The sequence below is a fragment of the Leclercia sp. UBA2479 genome, assembly GCF_002341985.1.
GTDB classification, from domain to species: Bacteria; Pseudomonadota; Gammaproteobacteria; order Enterobacterales; family Enterobacteriaceae; genus Enterobacter; species Enterobacter pneumoniae.
The window spans coordinates 394,538-417,175 of record NZ_DDPB01000009.1 but is presented as its reverse complement, the minus strand read 5'-3'; the positions used below and the strand labels follow the sequence as shown (position 1 = coordinate 417,175).

The window sequence follows — 22,638 nt, the reverse complement described above, 5'->3', positions numbered from 1 at the left end:
GCGCTGCTGTAAGAAGAGTGTGAGCAAGTTTATGTGGAAATGGTTACATCAGCTGGCGATACCCGAGCGTCTGTACGGACTGTGCGGCCAGCTTATTCCCTGGCTGGCGGCGTTGAGCACGCTACTGCTGGCGGTTGGGCTGGTCTGGGGCTTCGTCTATGCGCCAGCCGATTATCAGCAGGGCGAAAGCTACCGGATTATGTATCTGCACGTACCGGCCGCAATGTGGTCGATGGGTCTCTATTTCGCGATGGCGGTGGCGGCTTTCGCCAGCCTTGTCTGGCAACTCAAAATGGCCGAACTTGCGATTAGCGCTATGGCACCGGTGGGTGCGGTGTTTACCTTTATCGCGCTGATCAGTGGCTCGGCATGGGGAAAACCGATGTGGGGTACCTGGTGGATCTGGGATGCCAGGCTGACCTCGGAATTGGTGCTGCTGTTCCTTTATGCCGGAATTATCGCGCTATGGCACGCCTTTGACGATCGCCGCCTCGCCGGGCGTGCAACGGCGATTCTGGTTCTGGTCGGGGTCGTTAATCTGCCCGTCATTCACTATTCAGTCTATTGGTGGAATACCCTTCATCAGGGGTCTACCAATATGCAGCAGACCATCGATCCCTCAATGCGAATGCCGCTGCGCATCTGTATCTTCGGTGTTATGAGCCTGGCGGCTACCCTGACTCTGATGCGCCTGCGTAATCTGATCCTGCGTCAGGAACGCAAACGCCCCTGGGTGGTCGCGCTGATCAAAGGAGCTTCCCAATGACGCCAGCGTTCTCTTCATTTGCCGCATTCCTGGCGATGGGCGGTTACGCCTTTTATGTTTGGCTTGCCTGCGCCGTGTCACTGGCCGCGCTGGGCATGCTGACGCTGCATACAATCTGGCAGCGCCGGGTACTGTTCAGGGAGGTGCGGCGTCAGCAGGCACGCGAGTTGCGTATGGCCGCCGCCCGTCTGAAAAAGGAGAGTGCTGATGCAAACGCGTCGTAAAACTCGCCTCTATATTGTGCTGGCGGTGCTTGGCGGCCTTGGGCTAACCATCAGCCTGACGCTTTATGCCCTCAGTTCTAACATCGATCTCTTCTATACGCCGGGAGAGATTATCTACGGCAAAACCGAGTCCCTGGCGAAACCGCACGTGGGGCAGCGTCTGCGTATCGGGGGCTACGTCCAGCCGGGTAGCGTGATCCGCGATAAGCACACCCTTGATGTGCGCTTTAAACTCTATGACGCGCGCGGCGTTATTGAGGTGAGTTACAGAGGCATATTGCCGGATCTGTTCCGCGAAGGGCAGGGCGTGGTCGCCCAGGGCGTGCTTGATAACAGCCGACATATTACCGCCCGGCAGGTGCTGGCGAAGCATGATGAAAATTACACCCCCCCTGAAGTGAAAAACGCAATGCACGCCGCGCAGAAGGAGGCACAGCCATGATGCCGCTCCTGGGAAATTACCTCCTTTCGCTGGCTGCGGGGCTGGCCTTGCTGCTGAGTATCTATCCTATGTGGGGCGCCGTCAGGCAGGATGCGCGGCTGATGGCGCTTGCCAGACCCCTGGCCTGGGCGCTCTTTGCCGCTGTACTGGGGGCGTTTCTGCTGCTGGTGTGTGCCTTTGTCGGAAACGATTTTACCGTGCGCTATGTGGCAGACAATTCCAACAGCGCACTGCCGGTCTGGTACCGGGTTGCTGCCACCTGGGGCGGCCACGAGGGATCGTTACTATTGTGGGTGCTGTTGTTAAGCGGCTGGATGTTTGCGGTGGCGCTCTTTAGCCGACGTATGCCTCTTGATGCCGTGGCGCGGGTGCTTGCCGTTATGGGCATGATTGCCGCAGGTTTCTTACTTTTCCTGCTCTTTACCTCTAACCCCTTTGCCCTGGGGCTGCCGAACTATCCTGTTGATGGGCGCGATCTCAATCCCCTGTTGCAGGACATTGGCATGATTTTCCATCCGCCGATTCTCTATATGGGCTACGTGGGTTTGTCCGTCGCCTACGCCTTTGCCATTGCCTCCCTGCTGGCAGGACGGCTGGATACCGCGTGGGCGCGCTGGTCGCGCCCCTGGACGCAGGCCGCGTGGATGTTCCTTACCCTGGGTATCGTTCTGGGTTCCGCATGGGCCTATTACGAACTGGGATGGGGCGGCTGGTGGTTCTGGGATCCGGTTGAAAATGCCTCTTTTATGCCATGGCTTGCCGCAACGGCGCTTATGCACTCGCTGGCGGTTACGGAAAAACGCGGCAGCTTCCGCTCATGGACGGTGCTGTTGGCTATAGTCGCCTTCTCCCTCAGCCTGTTGGGAACGTTTCTGGTTCGTTCCGGCGTTCTGGTTTCGGTGCACTCATTTGCCTCCGATCCCTCCCGCGGGATCTTTATTCTTCTGCTGTTGACCCTGGCGATTGGCGGTTCATTGATTCTTTACGCGATCAAAGGCGGGCAGGTTAAAGCCCGTGTGGAACAGAGTCTATGGTCACGGGAAAGCTTTTTACTGGGCAATAATATTTTCCTGATCGCCGCCATGCTGGTAGTGCTGCTGGGGACTCTGCTGCCGCTTGCGCATAAAGCGCTGGGGCTTGGCAGCATCTCCGTGGGCGAACCCTTTTTCAACACCATGTTCACTCTGCTGATGGCGCCTTTTGCGCTGCTGCTTGGGCTGGGGCCGCTGATTCGCTGGCGGCGGGATAATGCGGGGCGGCAGATCAAACGCCTGATGTTCTCGCTTCTGCTGACGCTTTTGTTGTCTGCGTTGCTGCCGTGGCTGCTGCAGGACAGTATCACGGCCATGTCCTTTATCGGCCTGATGATGGCGATTTGGGTATTTATCTTCGCTCTGCTCGAACTCCATGAGCGAGCCACCCACCGGCATGGCTTCTGGCGCGGGCTGCGCTCACTGTCGCGTAGCCAGTGGGGGATGGTGCTTGGTCACGTTGGCGTCGCGGTGACGGTGACCGGCATCGCCTTTAGCCAGAACTTCAGCCTGGAGCGGGATGTAAGAATGAAGACGGGCGACAGCCTCGATATTCATCACTACCACTTTGTCTTTGAAGGCGTGCGTGATGCCATTGGCCCAAACTGGAGCGGTGGCGAAGGGATCATCAGGGTAACGCGCGACGGCAAGCCTGAAGCCACGCTGCATGCTCAGAAGCGATTTTATCCCGCCAGCCGGACAATGATGACCGAAGCGGCGATCGACGGTGGGCTGACACGCGATCTCTACGCCGCGCTGGGCGAAGAGATGGATGACGGCAGCTGGGCGCTGCGCCTTTACTACAAACCCTTTGTTCGCTGGATCTGGTACGGCGGGGTGCTGATGGCGCTCGGCGGGTTATGCTGCATGCTCGACCCGCGCTACCGGATGCGTAAGAAGTTGCAGGAGTCCTCATGAAACGAAAGTTACTTTTTATCCCGTTGGCTCTTTTTTTAATGCTGTTTGCCCTGCTTTTCTGGCAGTTGATGCGCAATGCCGATGGCGAAGACCCCACGGCGCTTGAGTCGGCACTGGTGGGTAAACCAGCGCCTGCGTTTCGCCTGGAGTCGCTGACAAATCCTGGAAAAATCTATGACCGCTCTGTTTTGATAAGCGGTAAGCCGCTATTGCTAAATGTCTGGGCCACCTGGTGTCCGACCTGCCGGGCCGAGCATCAGTATCTCAAAGGGCTGGCGGAGCAAGGTGTACGCATCGTCGGTATGAACTATAAAGACGATCGCCAGAAGGCGGTGAACTGGCTGGACAGCCTCGGCAACCCCTATGCCCTAAGCCTCTTCGACGGTAGTGGCATGCTTGGCCTTGATCTTGGCGTCTATGGCGCACCGGAGACATTTTTAATTGACGGGCACGGCATTATCCGCTGGCGTCATGCCGGAGAGCTAAATGAAAAAGTCTGGCGCGAGCAGTTACAGCCTTTGTGGAAAAAATATTCGCAAGAGGCAACATCATGAGGCGCCTGGTAATGGCGCTGATGTGCCTGTTGCTGGTAGGCCACGCGCAGGCGGCAATAGAAGCGTGGCATTTCCGAAACGAGACGCAGGAGCAGCAATTTCGCGATATCACCTCAGGACTGCGCTGCCCCAAATGCCAGAACACGAGTATTGCAGATTCTGACGCGATGATTGCCGCCGATATGCGGCAAAAAGTCTTTGAACTGTTGCAGCAGGGGCAATCTCCCTCGCAAATTACCGCTTACATGGTTTCCCGCTATGGCAATTTTGTTAGCTATCGGCCACCGGTCACTGCCAGTACTCTGCCGCTCTGGCTGGTACCAGGGCTGTTTATCCTCGCTGGCATCGCATTTCTGGTGCTGCGCGTCCGGCGGCGGGAGGCGGGAGACGAAAGGCTGAGCGACGATGAACGTGCACGGCTGAATGAATTACTGGAAAAAGGATCGGAACAATGACGCTTTTTTGGGTACTGGCCGTCGCGATACTGGTCGCGGCGTTGGTCGTTTTCTGTTTTCCCTGGCAGGCTAACGGGGAAGTAGATCGTAATACTCTCAACAGAATCTTTTACCAGTCGCGGTTGCAGGAACTGGAGCGCGAGGCAAGCGGTCGCGACGAACTGATGGTGGAGCTTCAGCGTAACCTGCTGGCCGATATCCCGTCGCAAAACGTCCATGCCTCGCGTCCGCTAAGCCGTGGATGGCTGCTGCCCGGCGTGTTGGGACTGGTGATTCTGAGCACGGGTATATTTATGAAGACCAGCGGTATCCAGCTGGTCAGCCAGCTGGAGCAAGCTGAACGCCAGTTTCCGGCGCTGTACCAGCGGGCTGAAACTGCTGACGCAAAACCTCTTAGCCTGTCAGAAATGGCAACGCTCAGCATGGGGTTGCGTGCGCATTTACAGAAACACGCCGATTTTATTGCCGGCTGGCAGATGCTTGGACGGCTAAGCATGGTATTGAACGATGCGGCAACGGCGAAAGGTGCATTTGAGCGCGCCTATCAACTCTCGCCAGAGGACAGAAAAATAGCCTTCGACTATGCCAGCGTCTTGATCCGTCTGGGTGATCGGGAGCAGGTGCGCCAGGGAGAGTTGCTTACGGAGGATATGCTCAAATCACAGCCTTCAAGCCCGGCGTTGCTGGAATTACAGGCTTTGAGCGCGTGGCGGCAGGAAAGATACTCACATGCTGCTGAACTCTGGCAGCGCGTATTGAACGTCTTACCCGCAGACTCGCCTCTGCGCAAGTCGATTCAGCTGAACATAGATGAAGCACACAGGCACATGGCAAGTGGTCCAGATCGCTAGCAAAGGGGTAGCGGGGCAGGATTTACCCAAGGCTTTCATCCCCAATCCATTGCGTGAGCAGTCGTAAAAAAACGGGCAGAACTGGATTGGTATTCACACGCGAATACACCAAAAAATTATGTGCCTGTATATCCACGTCATCCAGAGCCATATAAGTCACGTTCGGAAAGCCCAGCGTTCTGGCTGACGCCGGAACAATGGCACAACCTAAACCTGCGTTTACCAGTCCGAGTATGGTGTGAGTCTGCGCCAGTTGATACTTATAATCTGGCACGATGTTATGGAACGCGAAAAGATCGGTGATGCGGTCAAAAAAATAACGCGCCTCATCCGGGCTGTACAAAAAGAAGGGCTGTCCGGCAAAAGCGCTGAGCTGAATTTTACGTTTTCTGGCCAGCTCATGATCGATATGGAAAGCGCCCACCAGTGCTTCACTTTTTAATGGGAGGTAGTCAAGTGAAGGATTTAGTGGGACTTTGCGCACAAATCCCACATCAATAGACTCATTTTCAATCGCGATGATTTGTTTGTTAGACACATTCTCGTGCAGCTGAATATTCAGTCCAGGCAACGCGGCATGTAAATTCTTGAGCAATGCAGGGATAAATGCCCACGAGAAAACTGCTGTAAATCCAATAGATAAGGTCCCACTTTCGCCATTCAAACATGACTGCGCAGTAAACGTGAATTGCTCAGCCTGCTGCAAAAGCTGATTCGCTCTTCCCAGCAATTGTTCGCCAAGAAATGTCAGTCTGACGTGACGGTTGTCACGTTCAAAAAGCGCGCCTCCCAGGCTTTTTTCTAACAGCTGTATCTGTCGGCTAAAAGGGGGTTGCGTCATGTTAAGACGCCTGGCAGCGCGCCCAAAATGCAATTCTTCCGCGAGTACTACAAAGCAGCGAAGCTGGTGAAGATCCATGATTTAATTTTTGAATTAAAGTATGCCGTATTTATATTATACAGGTATTACTGGTCTGTTCATGCTCAATGTTAATTCACCTCACAAAGAGATATTTCATGACAGACTACATCGACCCTCCTCATATTCTCCTGACACAGCCTGTTCCTGAGGAAACCGACAGGGTTCTCACCCGGGATTATATTGTTCACCGTTTATACCTGGACGCTGACCCTGAATCACTGCTGGAGCAGGTCGGGCCGTACATTTCTGGTGTCATCACCGGTGGCGCTAAAGGATTGTCCCGGAACATGATGGAAAAGCTGCCGCAGCTTAAAATTGTCGCCATTAGCGGCATTGGCACGGATGCGGTGGACTTGAATTATGCTGCGCAGCGGGGCATCAGCGTGACGACCACGCCGGGCGTACTCACGGACGACGTAGCGGATATGGCCTTTGGTTTACTGATTTCCACGCTGCGTCAGATGGGAGAAGCGGAGCAGGTCGTCCGAAACGGTCTCTGGCCACAGACCAACCTGCCTCTTGCCAGAAAAGTCACCGGCATAACCCTGGGGATCGTCGGTATGGGGCGAGTAGGGCAGGCGATTGCCCGCCGGGCTGAGGCCTTTAATATGACGGTCCTTTATAACAGCAATAATCCTGTCCCCGGCCTCGCGTACCGTTTTATAAGTGATATCAATCAGCTCGCGCGCGACGCTGATGTTCTTATACTGGCCGCATCTGCAGACGGCGGGCAACTCATAATCACCGATGCGGTTCTGGATGCTTTAGGCCGGGACGGTTATTTCATCAATATTGCCCGCGGCAAGCTGGTGGATGAAGACGCACTGCTTGCCGCTCTCACGCAAGGGCGTATCGCAGGCGCAGGACTGGATGTTTTCGCTCACGAACCTCACGTTCCTGAGGGTTTTTTAGCTTTAAAAAATGTCACTTTGCAGCCACATCGGGCCAGCGCCACCTTACAGACCCGTATTGCAATGGGCGAGATCGTGCTGGAAAACCTGGCTGCCTGCTTTAACGGTAAACAACCACCGCATCAGGTTTAAGTTCATGTCTACCTCTTTCCCTACATCTATATAAAAGAGAGCCATCATGACAAGTAAAGACGCTGATCTCACCGGGGCGGTAACGTACAGCGTTCCGCGTTACCGGTACCGGGTATTAGGGCTGATTTTTATTATCACCGTAATCAATTATGCCGATCGTGCCACGATGTCGATTGCCGGTACGTCAGTGGTAAAAGCGCTTCAGTTGGATCCTCTCATGCTGGGGATGATTTTTTCAGCATTTGCATGGGCGTATGCGCTGGGGCAGATTCCTGGAGGGTGGTTGCTGGACCGCTTCGGTGCTAAACGGGTTTATGGCACAAGTCTGGTGTTATGGTCACTTTTTACGGCGCTACAGGGCACTGTCGGCTGGATGGGAATGACAGGGGCAGCCGCCGCCATGACGCTTTTCATCATGAGATTCATGCTCGGATTGGTAGAATCGCCTGCGTTTCCGGCTAATTCACGTATCGTTTCAAGCTGGTTTCCAACAAGTGAACGTGGGCTCGCCTCTGCATTGTTCAACTCGGGTCAATATATGGCTGTGGTTGTATTCGCCCCTATTATGGCCTGGCTGACGCATGCGTGGGGATGGGAACACGTTTTTCTGTGGATGGGGGGCGTTGGCTTCGTCCTGGCAGTCTACTGGTTCATCTTTTATCAGGAACCGCATAAGGATCCGCGCCTGAGCGACGAGGAGAAGGCGTTTATGAAATCAGGCGGGGCCCTGATTGATTTGGATGCCGAGCGTGGAAAAGGCAAAAAAGGGGTGACCTGGCAGGAAGCGAAGCAACTCTTTATGCATCGTAATTTATGGGCTGTTTATCTTGGACAATATTGTATCACCGCCTTGACCTATTTCTTTATCACATGGTTCCCGGTGTATTTAATTCAGGGTCGCGGCATGACCATCATGGAGGCTGGATGGGTGGCCGCTTTACCGGCAATTTGTGGTTTCAGTGGCGGTATTCTGGGCGGTTTTCTCTCCGACAGGCTCATTGCCAGAGGCGTCCATCCCTCCAGAGCGCGTAAGATTCCATTTATTATCGGGATGATGCTTTCAACAATGCTGGTGTTCGCCAATTTTGTCGATGCTAATAGTGCCGTTATTTTTCTGATGGCAATGGCGTTCTTCGGCAAAGGCTTTGCCGCCGTTGGATGGGCCGTATTATCTGATATCGCACCCAAAAATATGATTGGTTTGTGTGGCGGGGTATTTAACGGTATCGGAAATATTGCCGGTATTATAACGCCTGTTGTTATCGGCTATGTCGTTGCAGTAACTGGATCTTTCAATAACGCACTCTGGTTTGTTGCTGCGCACGGTATTTTGGCGGTGATCAGCTATCTAATTGTGGCGCGTCAATTTGAACGCGTTCAGGTATCAACGTCTTAATTGTTAGCCCCTCGCTGCGCTACCGATAATAGCGCAGAATAATTTCAATGCTGATATCGATCGCATATTAAGCGCGGTTTAGTCTGTACCCGAAAGGAAATTATTATGAATATCTTTAATTCAACGCCTGTAGTGACCGAAATGAAAGTCATCCCCGTAGCGGGCTATGACAGTATGCTGATGAACCTGAGTGGCGCTCATGCGCCATTCTTCACGCGGAACATCGTCATTATTAAAGATAACTCAGGTCATGCTGGCGTGGGCGAAGTTCCGGGTGGCGAAAAGATCCGTCAGACCCTGGAAGAGGCGGCTACGCTGGTGATAGGCAAGAGCATAGGTGAATATAAAAATGTGCTGAAGGCCGCGCGCAGTCATTTTTCTGGCCTTGATGCAGATGGCCGTGGTTTGCAGACCTTTGACCTGCGCACCGCTATCCATGTTGTTACGGCGATGGAGGCGGCATTGCTGGATTTGTTAGGCCAACACCTGGGGGTTAACGTCGCGTCGCTGTTAGGTGAGGGTCAGCAGCGCAACGAAGTGGAAATGCTGGGGTATCTTTTCTTTGTTGGCGATCGCAAGCGTACGCCGCTGCCTTATCAGAGTCAGCCAGACGATGCTTGCGATTGGTACAGGTTACGCCACGATGAAGCCATGACGCCACAAACGGTCGTACGACTGGCGGAAGCAGCGTATGAAAAATACGGCTTCAACGATTTTAAGCTCAAAGGGGGTGTCCTTGCGGGTGAAGAAGAAGCAGAGACAATTGTGGCGTTGGCAAAACGCTTCCCACAGGCCCGCGTGACGCTGGATCCGAACGGCGCATGGTCACTGGATGAAGCTATTAGCATTGGTAAATACCTGAAAGACACCCTGGCCTATGCGGAAGATCCGTGTGGCGCAGAGCAGGGCTATTCCGGGCGTGAAGTCATGGCGGAGTTTCGACGTGCCACCGGCCTGCAAACCGCGACCAATATGATCGCCACCGACTGGCGTCAGATGGGCCATACCCTTTCGCTGCAATCCGTAGATATACCGCTGGCGGATCCGCACTTCTGGACTATGCAGGGCTCGGTGCGCGTGGCGCAGATGTGTCATGACTTCGGTCTTACCTGGGGCTCGCACTCTAACAACCACTTTGATATCTCGCTTGCCATGTTCACCCACGTGGCCGCCGCCGCACCGGGAAACATTACGGCCATTGATACACACTGGATCTGGCAGGAAGGCAACCAGCGCCTGACCAAAGAGCCGTTTGAAATTAAAGGGGGCATGGTACAAGTGCCCACAGCCCCGGGCCTGGGGATTGAGCTGGATATGGATCAGATAATCAAAGCCAATGAGCTCTATCAAAAACACGGTCTCGGCGCGCGGAATGACGCTATGGGTATGCAGTTTCTGATCCCTGACTGGACGTTTAATAACAAACGCCCGTGTATGGTGCGTTAATCTTCAAACAGACACGATTCACGTCCCTGAATCTGACTTATTGATCCGGTCATGGTTCTTTTATTACCGACCAGACGATGAGACACGTCTTCCTGTTACTGCAAGATTCGGCACCCCGGCAGGGTTTACGTTCGCCAGGGTGTCGATGATTTCCATACCCGTTGAAACGCTATCAATTCTCAGGCTTTCAAAGCCTGGGCATATTCCTGGGCTACATGCCCTGATCTCCGCTGCGTGCCAGAAGCAGACATAGGGGAGCCTCTTCTTTAATGTTCGTAATGCGTATTCTCTCCTTTAATTGCATCTATTCTTAAGACGGCCATAAAATAATTACCTTAAATATCATAGAGTTAATGAGGAATTTTATCTGTGGGAGGAATAAAAAAAGCTGATGCCTTATGAAACATTTTAATAATCACCTAATCCCATGCACTTCGTAATGACCTTTATTTAGGGATGAGATATAACGAGCTTCGAAAATAATTAACATTCTCATAACGTTGTTGAGGTTAAGTATATGAAGCAAGTTGGCATTGTGGGTTGGCGAGGAATGGTCGGTTCTGTTTTGCTGCAGCGGATGCTGGAAGAAAATGATTTTAAGGACATTTCTGCGCATTTTTACAGTACCTCCAGCGTGGGGGCTGCGGGACCTGTCATTGACGGCATAAGCTATACGCTTAAAGATGCGTACTCCATTGATGCGCTTGCGGAAATGGACATCATCATAACGTGTCAGGGCGGCGATTATACTAAAGCGGTTTATCAGGCCTTGATGGCTCATGGTTGGGAGGGCTACTGGATTGATGCGGCCTCAGCGCTGCGGATGGATGAAAGAGCCTGCATTATTCTCGATCCCGTCAATCGCACCCATATCGATCGTGCCGTCAAAGAAGGTATCAAGCTCTTTGTCGGTGGCAATTGTTCGATCACGCTTAGTCTGATGGGGCTCGCCGGGCTGATAAAGGCAGATCTCATTGAATGGATGAGCGTGATGACCTATCAGTCCGCATCGGGTGCCGGAGCTCAGTATGTACGGGAATTAATCACGCAATGCGCCTATATAAGCAGCCATTTTTCCGCCGATGAACTGGCATCGTCAGGTTCAGTACTTCCGTTAGTTAATAAGGTCAGTGAACTGATTAATAGCGCTGAAATGCCGACTCAGAACTTCGGCGCGCCTCTAATGGGTAGCATCATTCCATGGATTGATAGCGATTTAGGTGATGGCAACAGCCGTGAAGAGTGGAAGGGTGAGGCAGAAACGAACAAAATCCTTGGCCTTTCTCCCGGAACGATCCCGGTAAACGGTTTGTGTATACGGGTCGGCGTGATCCGCTGCCACAGTGCTGCCATAACCCTGAAGCTCAAGCGAGAAGTCAGCGAAGCGGAATTTGCAGATTTAGTGGCGCATGCTCATCCCTGGGTTAACTATGTACCTAATAACAAGGAGGAGAGTGTCAGCAAATTGACTCCTGCCTATATCAGCGGTTCGCTCCAGGTGGGCATTGGCCGTTACAAGAAAATGTCGCTGAACAATGACCCGATTTATTCGGTTTTAACGGTAGGTGATCAGCTCTTGTGGGGCGCGGCCGAACCTTTGCGCCGCATGTTAAATATTCTGCTCGGCAGAGTTTGATTCATTTTATTAAGATCAAAGCACCTACCCGGTAGGTGCTATTGTTATGTGGCGTCGCGTTATAGTCTGCTCCGCCGCAAAATTTGATGAGCATAGATGGCTTACGTCATCCTCCGCTTTTGCCAGAAGCGATAACCGACAGCTTCATGATGGCTTGCCGATAACATCTTTTGAAGCAGGAGGGTGTTTAATGGCGATTTGGGCGCGTTGCCAGGAAGACCACCGCGGCTCCGAGAGCAACGATGAGCGTATCTTCAATCAGACCACTTCTGGTCTGACCTATCCCGGCGATGGCCTTTTTACGCGCCGCAAGGGTGGCATACGCAAGCGGCACAGCGGCAGAAATCGCGACGGCTGCGCCGGTTTTCTCTTTTCCGCGGGGTGCCAATGCGGCGCCTGCAATCCCGGCACTCGCTACGCGTGCTGACAAGCCCAAAAACACGGTGCGGTCTGGCGCTGACTTCATCTTGTCGCCAAAAAATTCACCTATACCCATCGCTAACGCACCGAATTTGAATAGCGGACGATCCAGCAATAAAAGACGGCCCGACGTGTTGCGCCCGGCAATGCGTGCTGCAGCGATGGATGCCATCGGCGTCATGGAACGGCAGCTGGCAACAATGCCGATTAAGGCGGAATAGACAAACTCAGTGACTTTCATTAATTATCTCCCGAAGAAATAGACGCTTTGCAATTTTAAGCCTGATGAGTGTGTAGACCAGGGACCCGCTGTTTAATTAACGCATTGATACGATCATCTGATTTAAGCGTTTTCTGTTGAGCACGGGTAGGCCAATGATCGCTGCAATAGTCAGTATAGATGAACGGCACGAGAGAGCAGCCATGGCGCAAGCGGGAGGGGCTGTGCACTGCTTGCCTTGAGTTGTAGGGGTGTCTTCGCTTGCTCTCGATTTCCGCTTTGTGCCAGAGGTCGGCATTGGTTGAAATTAGTCTGCGAAATGGCTTTTCTTTTAATTAACTGAATGTGCTGCGCGACTTGCGAGTGAACAAGGATTGCGTAAAAATGAATGAACGATCATTCATTTTGAGTCGTAACTTTACTCTAATCAGTCCTTTGACAAGGCATGCAGAGACACATTATGACCAGTAAAACGCTCAGACTTCTATTCCCTCAATGGCAAGGTGGCAATAATCCACCCTATCATCTTGGCTCACAACTTCTCTCGTATCTTTCCCCCGAATCAGATGGGCCTGTTGAATCTGTTCCGGTGGTTGAGCCCACAAAGGAGCCACAAACTGAGGTGGATGGCATTACCGCTAAACCGCAAATTATCAGGCAGCTCAACGATGCTGCCAATCTGATTGAGAAACATAATCCCGATGCAATTGTCGTTTTTGGTGGTGATTGCCTGGTATCGCTGGCTCCTTTTTCACACCTGCTCAATAAATACGGTGATAAACTGGGCGTGCTCTGGATTGACTCACACCCTGACGTGCAGACTGCAAAGCAATATGCGAACGCCCACGCCCATGTTCTGGGTGCGCTAATTGGAACGGGTGATAAAGATTTAGTGGCTCACGTAGCCACCAGGCTTCATCCCTCGAAAGTAATGATTGCAGGTATTCACGATCCACTGACCTATGAAGCTGAATACCTTAATCGTCATAACATTGCGACTATCAGTCCCGGACAAGTCAAAAATGATGGCAAAGATGTTTTGCAGTGGATTGAAAGGGAAAGTATTGAGTATCTGGCGATACACCTGGATCTGGACGTTCTCGATCCATTACTTTTCCGTTCTGTTCTTTTCGCCAAACCTGGCAGGGGAGAGCACGATTTTGGCGACGTGGCAGAAGGTAAACTGACTATTCAGGATGTACTCAACTTGATCGCTCAGGCATCTTCAAAAGCGCAACCTGTCGGCCTTACTATTGCAGAGCATCTACCCTGGGATATGTTGAACCTAAAGAATATGCTCAGTGAGTTGCCGCTTATAAGGTAATATCCGATTCTGGAGCCAGAGTTCAACATTGGCTCCAGGAATAAAAGCGCGCTAATGGCTTGTTACCGGATTAAATCTAATAGTCAATATGTTAAAGAAAACAGAAACCTACCATAAGTTAATTACCGCAGCGGCTGCCTGCTTCGCAGAGAAAGGCTTTAGTGCGACGAGCGTACGTGAAATTTCTTCCCGGGCAGGGATCAGTCAGGGAGCGATGTACACATATTTCAAAAGTAAGGATGAACTCATTAAGGCAATCGTTCTGGAAGAGCAGAATTCAGCGTTGACCGCCCATAATGCGTCGTGTAACGGCACTTACTTCGACCGCCTTTGCACGCAGGTTACTTCGTGTATAAGTGATGTAGGGTACCCAGTTACGCATAAACTATGGATTGAAATCATGGCGGAGTCTGCGCGGAACCCGGAATTACAAAAAACGTATATATCCAGTGACATCATCATGCGGCAAAGTATTGCAGGAATCATCGCGGAAGGTATTGCGGCGGGAGAATTTCGTCGGGATATTAATCTTGAGGAAATCACGATTATACTTTTTGCATTTATTGACGGTTTAATTACACGCAAGGCTATAAATGCGTCCTTCTCTTTCACCCGTGATCTGCCAATGTTTTTTGAATTTATGGCTAAACTATTGAAGTAAAGTTAGGTAGGGGGGGTAAAAAAATATATCACGAATCATAAATACGATATCCCGTCTCCCGAATGGAGTGATTGCGCATGCAGGAGCGCAATTCATCCCCAATGTAACGATGTAGATTAACTATAATAAAATCAAAGTGATGTTAGTTAATCTTTCACCCAAATATCCCATGGTATCGCCCTTTGCTTGCCAAAATTGGTAAAACCTGCTGATTTAAAAAGCCTGCTGGAAGAATAATTTTCAGGCTTAATTGCAGCGGTTAAAACATGGGTTGTATTGTTTTCAATTAACCAGTTCAGGACACTTTTCCCGATGCCTTGATGAGCGTGATTTGCTGAAACACCTATTCCTAAAACATGCACCGAACCGGGAATTTCGCTTATGGTGTTATAGGATATCGAGCACCACGCTACAGGCTCAGAAAACGCTGCTACATGCACAAACCAGGCTTTACCTTCTTCGTTGGCAATCATTTCTCTCAGTTCATCAGCAGAAACAAAATCTTCCGGATCCATGATGTTGACCGCAAAGGATTCATAATATTTGAAATCACTCTCTGCTTTAATTTCCACAAAATTTAGCTGCATTTAATCTCCTTTGGTTAAGCTTTTGATAGTTGAATTATGTGTGTGTTGAGAATCCAGGGTGAATTTTATTGTCTATATTAAGACCCTGGAGTTCAGGGTCTCAAAAATAGAATTTTAATTATCCCTGGAAGCTCTTTTCACAAGTGATACGATCGTCACGTAAAATACAGGAACGAAGTAAATAGCCAGTAAAGTCCCGCTTATCATTCCGCCAAAAACGCCTGTTCCTATTGCATTTTGAGTACCTTCACTCGCGCCGGAAGCAAGCATCAGCGGAACTACCCCCAGCGTAAAGGCAAGAGAAGTCATGATAATTGGCCTGAGGCGTAAACGCGCAGCTTCGGCTGTGGCTTCAAGTAATGTTGCGCCCTGGGCATAAAGCTGACGAGCAAACTCAACAATCAGAATCGCATTCTTAGTCGACAGACCAATTAACGTTATCAGCCCTACTTTGAAGAAAACATCATTTGGCATCCCGGCGATATATACGGCCAGAAGTCCCCCTGCAATACCCAGCGGTACAACCAGCATTACCGACAACGGAACCGTCCAGCTCTCATAAAGTGCAGCCAGAACCAGAAATACAACCAGGACCGACAGGGTCATCAGCATGGGCATCTGAGCTGCAGTGTCTCTTTCCTGTAAAGATGAACCTGTCCATTCAGCAAGATACCCGGACGGCAACTGGGATGCTAACTGCTCCATTTCATCCATTGCCGCGCCACTCGAATACCCAGGCGCTGTACTTCCCGTTATTTTGATAGCCGGGTAACCCTGATAGCGGATCAATTGTTGGGGAGCTTGTGTCCAGCTTGCAGAGACAAATTCGGAGAGGGGAACCATACCCCCTTCAGCGTTTTTGACATACAGCTTCATCAGATCGCTGAGCTGCATACGAAAGGGGATATCAGCCTGCACGATCACCTGCTGGACCCTGCCTTTGTCTACGTAATCATTCACGTAATTGGAGCCCGTCGCTGCTGATAGCGTCTGATTTATTTCCTCAAAAGTGACGCCCATGGCCTGTGCTTTCTCTCTGTCTATACTGAGATCGGCACTGACGCCTGCAGGTAGTCCATCAATATAGACATCACTTACAATTTCACTGGCGTTGGCGAGGTCAGTTAGCTCCGATGCAGCCTGAAGTAAAGATGCGTAATCGCGCCCTGCGCGATCTTCCAGATATAAGGTGAAACCGGATGAGGTGCCCATATCTGAGATAGCAGGAGGCATCAGACTCATCACGTTCGCCTCAGGAATTCCCTCCATTTCAGCCTGAACAAAGTCAGCTTCACCCGATGCCGTGGCGCCATTCCTCTCCCCCCAGTCTTTCAGGGTCGTGAACGCCATGGCAGTGTTAGGTCCTGAACCGGAAAAACCAAAGCCAAAAATCGAAATGTTGCTGTTAACAGAAGGTCTGCCGGCAATGACGCTTTCAAGCCGACTAACAACATCCTGGGTACGCTCCTGCGTCGCTTCTGAGGGCAACTGTATTGAAGTCATAAAGTAGCCCTGATCCTCATCAGGCAGAAAAGAAGATGGCAAAGCGCGGTAAGCAAGAAATATGGCTCCACAAAGGGCTGCATAGATAATCAGGACGCGGCCTCCACGACGAAGTGTGTATCTCAACCCTTTTTCATACCCAGTGGACAATCTGTTAAATTTGTTGTTGAACCACCCAAAAAAACCTGCCTTAGAGTTTTCGTGCTGCGTTACAGGCTTGAGCATGGAAGCACATAACGCTGGCGTCAGAGTGAGGGCCAGGAACGCTGAGAATAATATTGATACCGCCATTGAGAGAGTAAATTGCCGGTAAATAACGCCTACGGAGCCACTCGCGAATCCCATCGGTATGAATACAGCTGTTAATACCAGCGTAATACCGATAATAGCGGGTGTAATTTCTCGCATGGCTTCCCGGGTTGCATCTTTCGGCGAAAGCCTTTTTTCAGCCATCAGGCGTTCAACGTTTTCCACCACCACAATCGCGTCATCAACGATGATTCCTATGGCAAGCACCATGCCAAACATTGTCAAAACGTTGACTGAAAAGCCGCTGATGAGCATGACCGTAAATGTACCCAGCAGTGCTACAGGGGCCACAATAGCAGGAATGAAGGTATAGCGAAGATTCTGCAAGAACAGATACATGACCAGAAAGACCAGTATCATCGCTTCGATAAAGGTATGGAGTACTTTCTCAATGGATAGTTTCACAAAGGGGGCTGTATCGAACGGGACTGAGAAAGCCATACCTTCCGGCAAGACTGTTGATAACTCGTCTAGCCTTGCGCGTATCCCTTCTGCAGTGCTGACTGCATTAGCCCCAGGCTCAAGCTGAATTGCCGCTGCGGTAGCAGGTTGACCATTTTCACGAATGGCAAACGCATAACTTTGTAAACCTTGCTCAATCCGCGCAACATCGGCGAGCTTAACGCGTGAACCGTCTGTCTGCGCTTTCAGCGTTATATTGCGAAATTCTTCCAGTGAGTTTAACTGCCCCCGAACGGTCAGGGGGTAGGTTACACTCTGTCCCTTACGAGTTGGCTCGTCGCCAATTCTACCCGGAGAAACCTGGGCATTCTGCTGGCTTAGTGCGTTAACAACGTCCGTTACTGACAGCTTGTAGTTATACAGTTTGACGGGATCAAGCCATATTCTCATCGCTTTTTCAGCACCAAAAAGCTGTACTTTTCCAACCCCCGGAACGCGTCGTAGTTCTTCTGAAACGTTACGGGCAAAGTAATCACTCAGATCCTGATCGGTATACTGACCACCGGGCGAGCGCAATCCCACTATCATCAAGAATCCTGAGCTGGCGGCTTCAACATCAAGGCCATTTTGCCTGACAGTCTGCGGCAGACGTGATTCAACCACTTTGATTTTATTCTGAACGTCAACCTGTGCCAGTTTGATATCTGTGCCGGGTCTGAAGGTGATGGTGATACTGGCTGTTCCCGAAGTGTCACTCGACGATTCGAAATAAAGAAGATCATCGACACTCGATATCTCTCGCTCTATCAACGAAATGACGGATTCATTCATTGTCTCCGGTGTAGCGCCAGGATAGCTGACCGAGATACTTACACTCGGCGGCGCAACAGAAGGATACTGAGCGACCGGAAGTTGCGGGATAGCTATCAGACCGCCCAGCACAATAAATAGAGCAATAACCCAGGCGAAAACAGGCCTGTCGATAAAAAACTGAGGCATATTGAATAAATCCGATGTCGGGTAAATTAAGAACGGGTAGTCATGTTGGGAGATTGTTCAGCCCAGACGTTGTAAGGTTCATGAGGTAGATACGCGCGAACCGATATCTTTGAGCTGCGAATACTTTTCCAGCAGTTGAGGGCCATCATCCAGGCTCATGGCAAACATCCATAAATAGGTCATAACTGCATAGATATGACCAGCATCTTGAACACCGTTCTTGGCCATAAAGAATATCGTCGTTCCGAACAGGAGTGAGACGGCTAAACCTATTATCAGGTAACCGCAGGCTTCACGATCTGACAGACGCACACGTAATGCTGCGAGAACGCCATAATGTTTGAGCAATGCCGCACTTCTGGCGTGGCTGACAATAGTAATTTCTTTCTCGAGGCGGTTATTCAGACGGAAAAAAAGAGACTCGTTTTTCCGGGAAAAACCGGGCAAAAAGCAGGCGAAAACAATAAGCACGGCGATACATCCTATCCCTGACCAGAACTGGATCATCATAAGCATGAAAGCTGCTCCGACGATTGAAGCCGCTGAAGTGATCAGTACCGGCAGATGTAACTCAAAAAAATCGACAAATTCACGGGACAACATAACGCGAGCGGCAATCACCGAAGCCTCTTCTTTTTTTTCGCGCTGCGCCAATATCACCGCTACTGCGAGCTGTGCGTAAATGCGTGTAAAAACGCGAGTATCTACACTCCGACGTGCCGCACCTACTGTCCACATCAAAAAAACTATCGCCCCGTAAAACAGTGCATGCAGCGCTTCTCCATTCACAATTGCATTGATAGCAATACCAGCTAGCAGGGGATAAAGAAGGTAGATAGCGTTCTCTACAGCAACCAGCAAGAAAGTAAAAGCCAGTTTTTTGAAATGAAGGCGACCAAGCAGGCTAAGCGTCTGATATGCGCCACGGTTTCTGGTAGCCGGTTCTGGTAATCTAATAAATTGCATGTTTAACTTTATCTCAGGAGCTTGAGCATTTGCTCAAGGTTGATTTTTAGTCTATTTGAGCGGTTGCTCAAAGTCAAGGCAGGGCAAATATGAAAGCTGCGCCAGTTGAAGGCACGCGTTTAAAGATACTGGATAGTGCAATCTCGCTCTTCCTCGCTAGAGGGTTCAATAATGTCAAGACAAGAGATCTGACTGATCATATGGGTATTTCCCGTAGCCATATCTATCATTATTTTGCTGACTGGCACACTCTTCGTCATGAAGCAATCGCGCTGTTTATGCGAAGGGATATCGAAAATTTCAGTAATGAAGCTATAGGCAAAAGTCCAATAGAAGCCTTGCAGTTCTATATTGAACAACACTTGCCTGACAAAATTGATGATGAATGGCAGTTGTATAACAGCGTCTGGATAGCTGCGGCACATGAAGAAACGTATTCTTCTTTGGCAACCCATATTATGAATGAGTGGGCTGAATTGATAGAAAGTTTCATCAGGGCTGGAGTCATCCAGGGCATGTTTCATGATATCGATACTGCTCGCGTAGCCCGTTTGATTGGAGGCGCTGTAAACGGTTATGCGGATATCCTCACTGTGAGTCCCACTCAAGAACTCAGAATTCAGGCCCGCGAGGATCTTAACTTTCTTATCCATAATTTACTCAACAAAGAATAAACCCTGACATCAAAACGGTATAAAATAATATTTCTGAGCACTAAGGATATATCTGACGGTCGATACCGTCAGATATATCCATGTGATTAGAAACTATAGAATGCGCCTATCGTGAAGGTGAAAAAATTATCCTTATCTACAATTGGACTTTTGCTTATTCTGTCTGCCAGAACGGTATAGTTGAGGTCAGCATAACCAGTCCACGCGTCCGAAAAAGAATGTTGCCAGTTAATTCCGTAGTTAGTGTTATTTAATCCAGAACCAGATTTGTATTGTTTGTAGCCAGACTGGACGCTTTGACTTTCATTAACGCCATACCAGGTGTTATTATACCGGGCGTCACCGTAATTTCTTTCCACATTGAAGGTCACCGTATCATTGTGACCTTCGAACATAATGAGATTCAGTTTTAAATTATACTGCATCCCCTGACTATCGGTAAGAGGTGCTATTACATCACCCTCAAACCCTATCCAGTGCGCCATCCACCAACCCACTTTTGAAGTTGACGTCATGGCCATCTTTATTTTACCCATCCCCTTTAATTTCCGGGAGCCATCCTGAAGCCAGGTTTCATTATCATCAGAACGCCCAAGGGAATAACCAAGAGTTTGCCCGAGGTAGATACCATTGTTGAATTCTTTGCTATAACTGATACCATTTACAACATCAATTTGAAATGTTTGGTTGCGCCACGAAAAATAAGGCGCCATATCAGCGTCATATTTATCCGAACCAGCGTACTCAGGCGCATACTGTCCAGCCAGGCCTATAACATACTCTGATTCAGCAGGCTTCAAGGACGCCATTGCGAATAATGGTGCAACAATCAACGGTAAAAGACACAGACTTGATTTATTCATAATCATCCCAGAAAATACTACACATAGCATAGGCTCTGAGTTTGAATTCATTGCATCAATTTATTCACAAGAATCCGTCAAGATTCTGTCAAGGCGCAAAAATGAAACGTGTATTAATTATTGAAGATGATCTGGATGCCGCCAATGTTCTTGAGGCATATCTCAAGCGAGATCAGTTTCATACCTCTATAGCGTCAGACGGCAAAAGGGGGCTGGATCTTGCATCCAGCTGGAAACCGGACATTATTCTCCTGGATGTTATGCTTCCCTTAATGAACGGTACTGATGTTCTCCTTGCCTTGCGCCGGCGCAGCGACACTCCTGTTATCATGATCACGGCGATTGGTGATGGCAGTGATAAAATCAGTGCACTACGTTTCGGTGCTGATGATTACATTGTTAAACCCTATAACCCCGCTGAAGTCGTTGCGCGCGTACACGCGGTACTCAGACGTTCTAACAGTAGTCATAATATTGTTCTACTTGAATATAATGGGATTATCGCCGATACCGAGTCGATGCAGGTCACGGTTAAAACGCCAGCGGGTAGCCGTGAAACACTTGATCTTACGCCTACTGAATTAACCTTACTGATAACGTTCCTAAAATCACCGACAAAAGCTTTCTCTCGACAGGCCCTGCTGGAAGCATGTCTGCCTGAAAGCGACGCCCTGGAACGTGTTGTGGATACGCATATCTATAACCTGAGAAAGAAACTCGAGTCGCTTGGGCAGGACGGTATATTAATAAATGTCAGAGGCATCGGTTACAGGTTCGCCAACGTATGAATTCAAATAAAAACGCCAGTCTTCCGGCTTCCGAATCTCTTTGGCGGTGGATTTGCATCAGGCTCATTTCACTTGCAGTTGGCAGTATTATCTTAATCTGTTTTTTTATGTGGCTAAGATTTTACGCTGAAAATTTATGGCATGAATATAAAATGCCAGAATCTGTTCGCAATGAGTTATCAGTGTTAATTGAAAATCCTGAAAAAAACCTGATGCGATATCATGAAATTATAGATACGTGGTATGGACTGTCATATTCAGATCCGACTATGGGTTTAGCTGACTGGTTTATCGTTGCGGTCCTTGTTCTAATATTTATACCTATTATACTTTTTCTTACCCTGAGAACGGTGAGGCCCATTTCGCAGCATATAAGTTTTATTACCAGGGCGGCTCGCTCCGTTTCCGAAGGTGGGTTCGGCACACAAGTACCAGTACCGCAAAATTTTCCGTCTGAACTGAAGAGTTTAAGCAAAAATTTTAATGTAATGTCCCAACAGTTGTCGAAATATGAAAGTGAGATGCGAAAATCACATGTCATACTCGCCCACGAACTCAGGTCGCCGCTGACCGCAGCAATTGGCAGATTACAGGGGATTTTAGACGGTGTCTTTGAACCGAATCAGAACCAGCTCAGCATGATAATGCGACAAATGGAAGATCTAAATCGGCTTATTAACGATCTGCATATGCTTAAACTTGCCGAGGCCGGCCAATTAAATCTGATGAAGGTGCCAACTGATCTTGGGGTAATTATTAAGGAGAAAATTGCCTGGACATACCTTAACGCGAAAAAGGCCGGAATTAATATTGTTCAGACTTCATCTGAATCAGTGACCGCCCTGGTAGACCCTTATCGTATAGGCCAGGTTTTTCTTATTCTTATTGATAATGCTATACGTTATGCTGCAGAAGGAGGTGTTCTTGAAATATCTTTTAATCTCAGTCGGCAGAATATTTGCATCAGCTTTATAGATAAAGGACCCGGCGTACGAGACGAGTTTCTAAAGGACATTTTTTCACCCTTCATTCGGGAAGAACAGTCCAGGTCGAGGCATTCGGGCGGCTCTGGCCTTGGGTTATCAATCGCGCGGGCTATATGTCACGCGCATGACGGAACGATTGAAGTTAACAAAAATTTCGACACTGGGCTGAGTTTTACGGTAATTCTTCCCCGTTTACTGGTTTGAAAAATCGTTGCGATTAAAAGCCGCATTTTTTCGGACTGGTTAAGCACT

22 protein-coding genes are annotated in these 22,638 nt (G+C 49.7%); 16 read left to right on the top strand and 6 right to left on the bottom strand.

Features of this window, described 5'->3' with window-relative positions; genetic code table 11:
- Positions 1 to 31 precede the first annotated feature (31 nt).
- Genes B3B59_RS11680 through ccmI form a run of 7 tightly spaced genes read left to right on the top strand, consistent with a single transcriptional unit; the run spans position 32 to position 5,241 of the window.
- Complete coding sequence (locus B3B59_RS11680) at positions 32 to 766, top strand: heme ABC transporter permease (RefSeq protein WP_286809517.1); 735 nt, start codon at positions 32 to 34, stop codon at positions 764 to 766.
- Positions 763 to 990, top strand: coding sequence for a heme exporter protein CcmD (gene ccmD / locus B3B59_RS11675; protein ID WP_046885290.1), 228 nt, complete (start codon positions 763 to 765; stop codon positions 988 to 990). The genes B3B59_RS11680 and ccmD overlap by 4 nt, the downstream gene beginning before the upstream one ends.
- Positions 974 to 1,432 (top strand): cytochrome c maturation protein CcmE, encoded by a 459-nt coding sequence (gene ccmE / locus B3B59_RS11670; RefSeq protein ID WP_212475841.1) that lies wholly within the window; start codon positions 974 to 976, stop codon positions 1,430 to 1,432. Before ccmD ends, ccmE begins: the two co-directional genes overlap by 17 nt.
- Positions 1,429 to 3,381, top strand: a complete 1,953-nt coding sequence (locus tag B3B59_RS11665) for a heme lyase CcmF/NrfE family subunit (RefSeq protein ID WP_286809049.1) — start codon at positions 1,429 to 1,431, stop codon at positions 3,379 to 3,381. The genes ccmE and B3B59_RS11665 overlap by 4 nt, the downstream gene beginning before the upstream one ends.
- A complete protein-coding gene (locus tag B3B59_RS11660) occupies positions 3,378 to 3,935 on the top strand; it encodes a DsbE family thiol:disulfide interchange protein (RefSeq protein WP_263617076.1) in 558 nt (185 codons plus the stop codon). Before B3B59_RS11665 ends, B3B59_RS11660 begins: the two co-directional genes overlap by 4 nt.
- Entirely contained in the window at positions 3,932 to 4,390 is a 459-nt protein-coding gene (locus B3B59_RS11655) for a cytochrome c-type biogenesis protein (RefSeq protein ID WP_286809048.1), read from the top strand. Before B3B59_RS11660 ends, B3B59_RS11655 begins: the two co-directional genes overlap by 4 nt.
- Positions 4,387 to 5,241 (top strand): c-type cytochrome biogenesis protein CcmI, encoded by an 855-nt coding sequence (ccmI, locus tag B3B59_RS11650; protein ID WP_286809047.1) that lies wholly within the window; start codon positions 4,387 to 4,389, stop codon positions 5,239 to 5,241. The genes B3B59_RS11655 and ccmI overlap by 4 nt, the downstream gene beginning before the upstream one ends.
- A gap of 22 nt (positions 5,242 to 5,263) precedes the next feature.
- Here the strand turns inward: ccmI and B3B59_RS11645 are convergent, their stop codons facing one another.
- Positions 5,264 to 6,160, bottom strand: a complete 897-nt coding sequence (locus B3B59_RS11645; protein WP_212475850.1) for a LysR family transcriptional regulator — start codon at positions 6,158 to 6,160, stop codon at positions 5,264 to 5,266.
- 98 nt (positions 6,161 to 6,258) lie between these two features.
- Here B3B59_RS11645 and B3B59_RS11640 point away from each other — a divergent pair, with 98 nt between their 5' ends.
- From B3B59_RS11640 to asd, 4 genes are all read left to right on the top strand, one after another.
- Positions 6,259 to 7,206 carry a 2-hydroxyacid dehydrogenase gene (locus tag B3B59_RS11640; RefSeq protein ID WP_046885297.1) on the top strand — a complete coding sequence of 316 codons (948 nt, stop codon included), beginning with the start codon at positions 6,259 to 6,261 and terminating at the stop codon, positions 7,204 to 7,206.
- A 46-nt stretch (positions 7,207 to 7,252) separates the two neighbouring features.
- On the top strand, positions 7,253 to 8,602 hold the full coding sequence (locus tag B3B59_RS11635; protein ID WP_046885298.1) for an MFS transporter: 1,350 nt from the start codon (positions 7,253 to 7,255) through the stop codon (positions 8,600 to 8,602).
- 105 nt (positions 8,603 to 8,707) lie between these two features.
- Positions 8,708 to 10,048: a glucarate dehydratase gene (gene gudD, locus B3B59_RS11630; protein WP_286809046.1), complete on the top strand. Its 1,341-nt coding sequence runs from the start codon at positions 8,708 to 8,710 to the stop codon at positions 10,046 to 10,048.
- A 517-nt stretch (positions 10,049 to 10,565) separates the two neighbouring features.
- Positions 10,566 to 11,684, top strand: coding sequence for an aspartate-semialdehyde dehydrogenase (gene asd / locus B3B59_RS11625; protein ID WP_286809045.1), 1,119 nt, complete (start codon positions 10,566 to 10,568; stop codon positions 11,682 to 11,684).
- Positions 11,685 to 11,871: 187 nt separating this feature from the next.
- Here asd and B3B59_RS11620 read toward each other — a convergent pair whose 3' ends face one another.
- Entirely contained in the window at positions 11,872 to 12,345 is a 474-nt protein-coding gene (locus B3B59_RS11620; RefSeq protein WP_286809044.1) for a hypothetical protein, read from the bottom strand.
- A 439-nt stretch (positions 12,346 to 12,784) separates the two neighbouring features.
- Here B3B59_RS11620 and B3B59_RS11615 point away from each other — a divergent pair, with 439 nt between their 5' ends.
- Together B3B59_RS11615 and B3B59_RS11610 are read left to right on the top strand one after the other, a co-directional pair.
- Positions 12,785 to 13,648 carry an arginase family protein gene (locus B3B59_RS11615; RefSeq protein WP_286809043.1) on the top strand — a complete coding sequence of 288 codons (864 nt, stop codon included), beginning with the start codon at positions 12,785 to 12,787 and terminating at the stop codon, positions 13,646 to 13,648.
- Positions 13,649 to 13,736: 88 nt separating this feature from the next.
- Positions 13,737 to 14,309 (top strand): TetR/AcrR family transcriptional regulator, encoded by a 573-nt coding sequence (locus tag B3B59_RS11610; protein ID WP_046885303.1) that lies wholly within the window; start codon positions 13,737 to 13,739, stop codon positions 14,307 to 14,309.
- A gap of 146 nt (positions 14,310 to 14,455) precedes the next feature.
- Here B3B59_RS11610 and B3B59_RS11605 read toward each other — a convergent pair whose 3' ends face one another.
- The 3 genes from B3B59_RS11605 to B3B59_RS11595 all read right to left on the bottom strand — a co-directional run bounded on the left by B3B59_RS11605 (position 14,456) and on the right by B3B59_RS11595 (position 19,075).
- A complete protein-coding gene (locus B3B59_RS11605) occupies positions 14,456 to 14,896 on the bottom strand; it encodes a GNAT family N-acetyltransferase (protein WP_046885304.1) in 441 nt (146 codons plus the stop codon).
- 114 nt (positions 14,897 to 15,010) lie between these two features.
- Entirely contained in the window at positions 15,011 to 18,109 is a 3,099-nt protein-coding gene (locus B3B59_RS11600) for an efflux RND transporter permease subunit (RefSeq protein ID WP_286809042.1), read from the bottom strand.
- A gap of 78 nt (positions 18,110 to 18,187) precedes the next feature.
- Positions 18,188 to 19,075: an ABC transporter six-transmembrane domain-containing protein gene (locus B3B59_RS11595; protein WP_286809041.1), complete on the bottom strand. Its 888-nt coding sequence runs from the start codon at positions 19,073 to 19,075 to the stop codon at positions 18,188 to 18,190.
- Positions 19,076 to 19,164: 89 nt separating this feature from the next.
- Here B3B59_RS11595 and B3B59_RS11590 point away from each other — a divergent pair, with 89 nt between their 5' ends.
- Complete coding sequence (locus tag B3B59_RS11590; protein ID WP_286809040.1) at positions 19,165 to 19,749, top strand: TetR/AcrR family transcriptional regulator; 585 nt, start codon at positions 19,165 to 19,167, stop codon at positions 19,747 to 19,749.
- A gap of 86 nt (positions 19,750 to 19,835) precedes the next feature.
- Here the strand turns inward: B3B59_RS11590 and B3B59_RS11585 are convergent, their stop codons facing one another.
- A complete protein-coding gene (locus B3B59_RS11585) occupies positions 19,836 to 20,612 on the bottom strand; it encodes a MipA/OmpV family protein (protein WP_286809039.1) in 777 nt (258 codons plus the stop codon).
- A 101-nt stretch (positions 20,613 to 20,713) separates the two neighbouring features.
- Here B3B59_RS11585 and B3B59_RS11580 point away from each other — a divergent pair, with 101 nt between their 5' ends.
- Together B3B59_RS11580 and B3B59_RS11575 are read left to right on the top strand one after the other, a co-directional pair.
- Positions 20,714 to 21,400 carry a response regulator gene (locus B3B59_RS11580; protein ID WP_046885309.1) on the top strand — a complete coding sequence of 229 codons (687 nt, stop codon included), beginning with the start codon at positions 20,714 to 20,716 and terminating at the stop codon, positions 21,398 to 21,400.
- A complete protein-coding gene (locus B3B59_RS11575) occupies positions 21,397 to 22,590 on the top strand; it encodes a sensor histidine kinase (RefSeq protein WP_046885310.1) in 1,194 nt (397 codons plus the stop codon). The genes B3B59_RS11580 and B3B59_RS11575 overlap by 4 nt, the downstream gene beginning before the upstream one ends.
- The last annotated feature ends 48 nt before the right edge of the window (positions 22,591 to 22,638 follow it).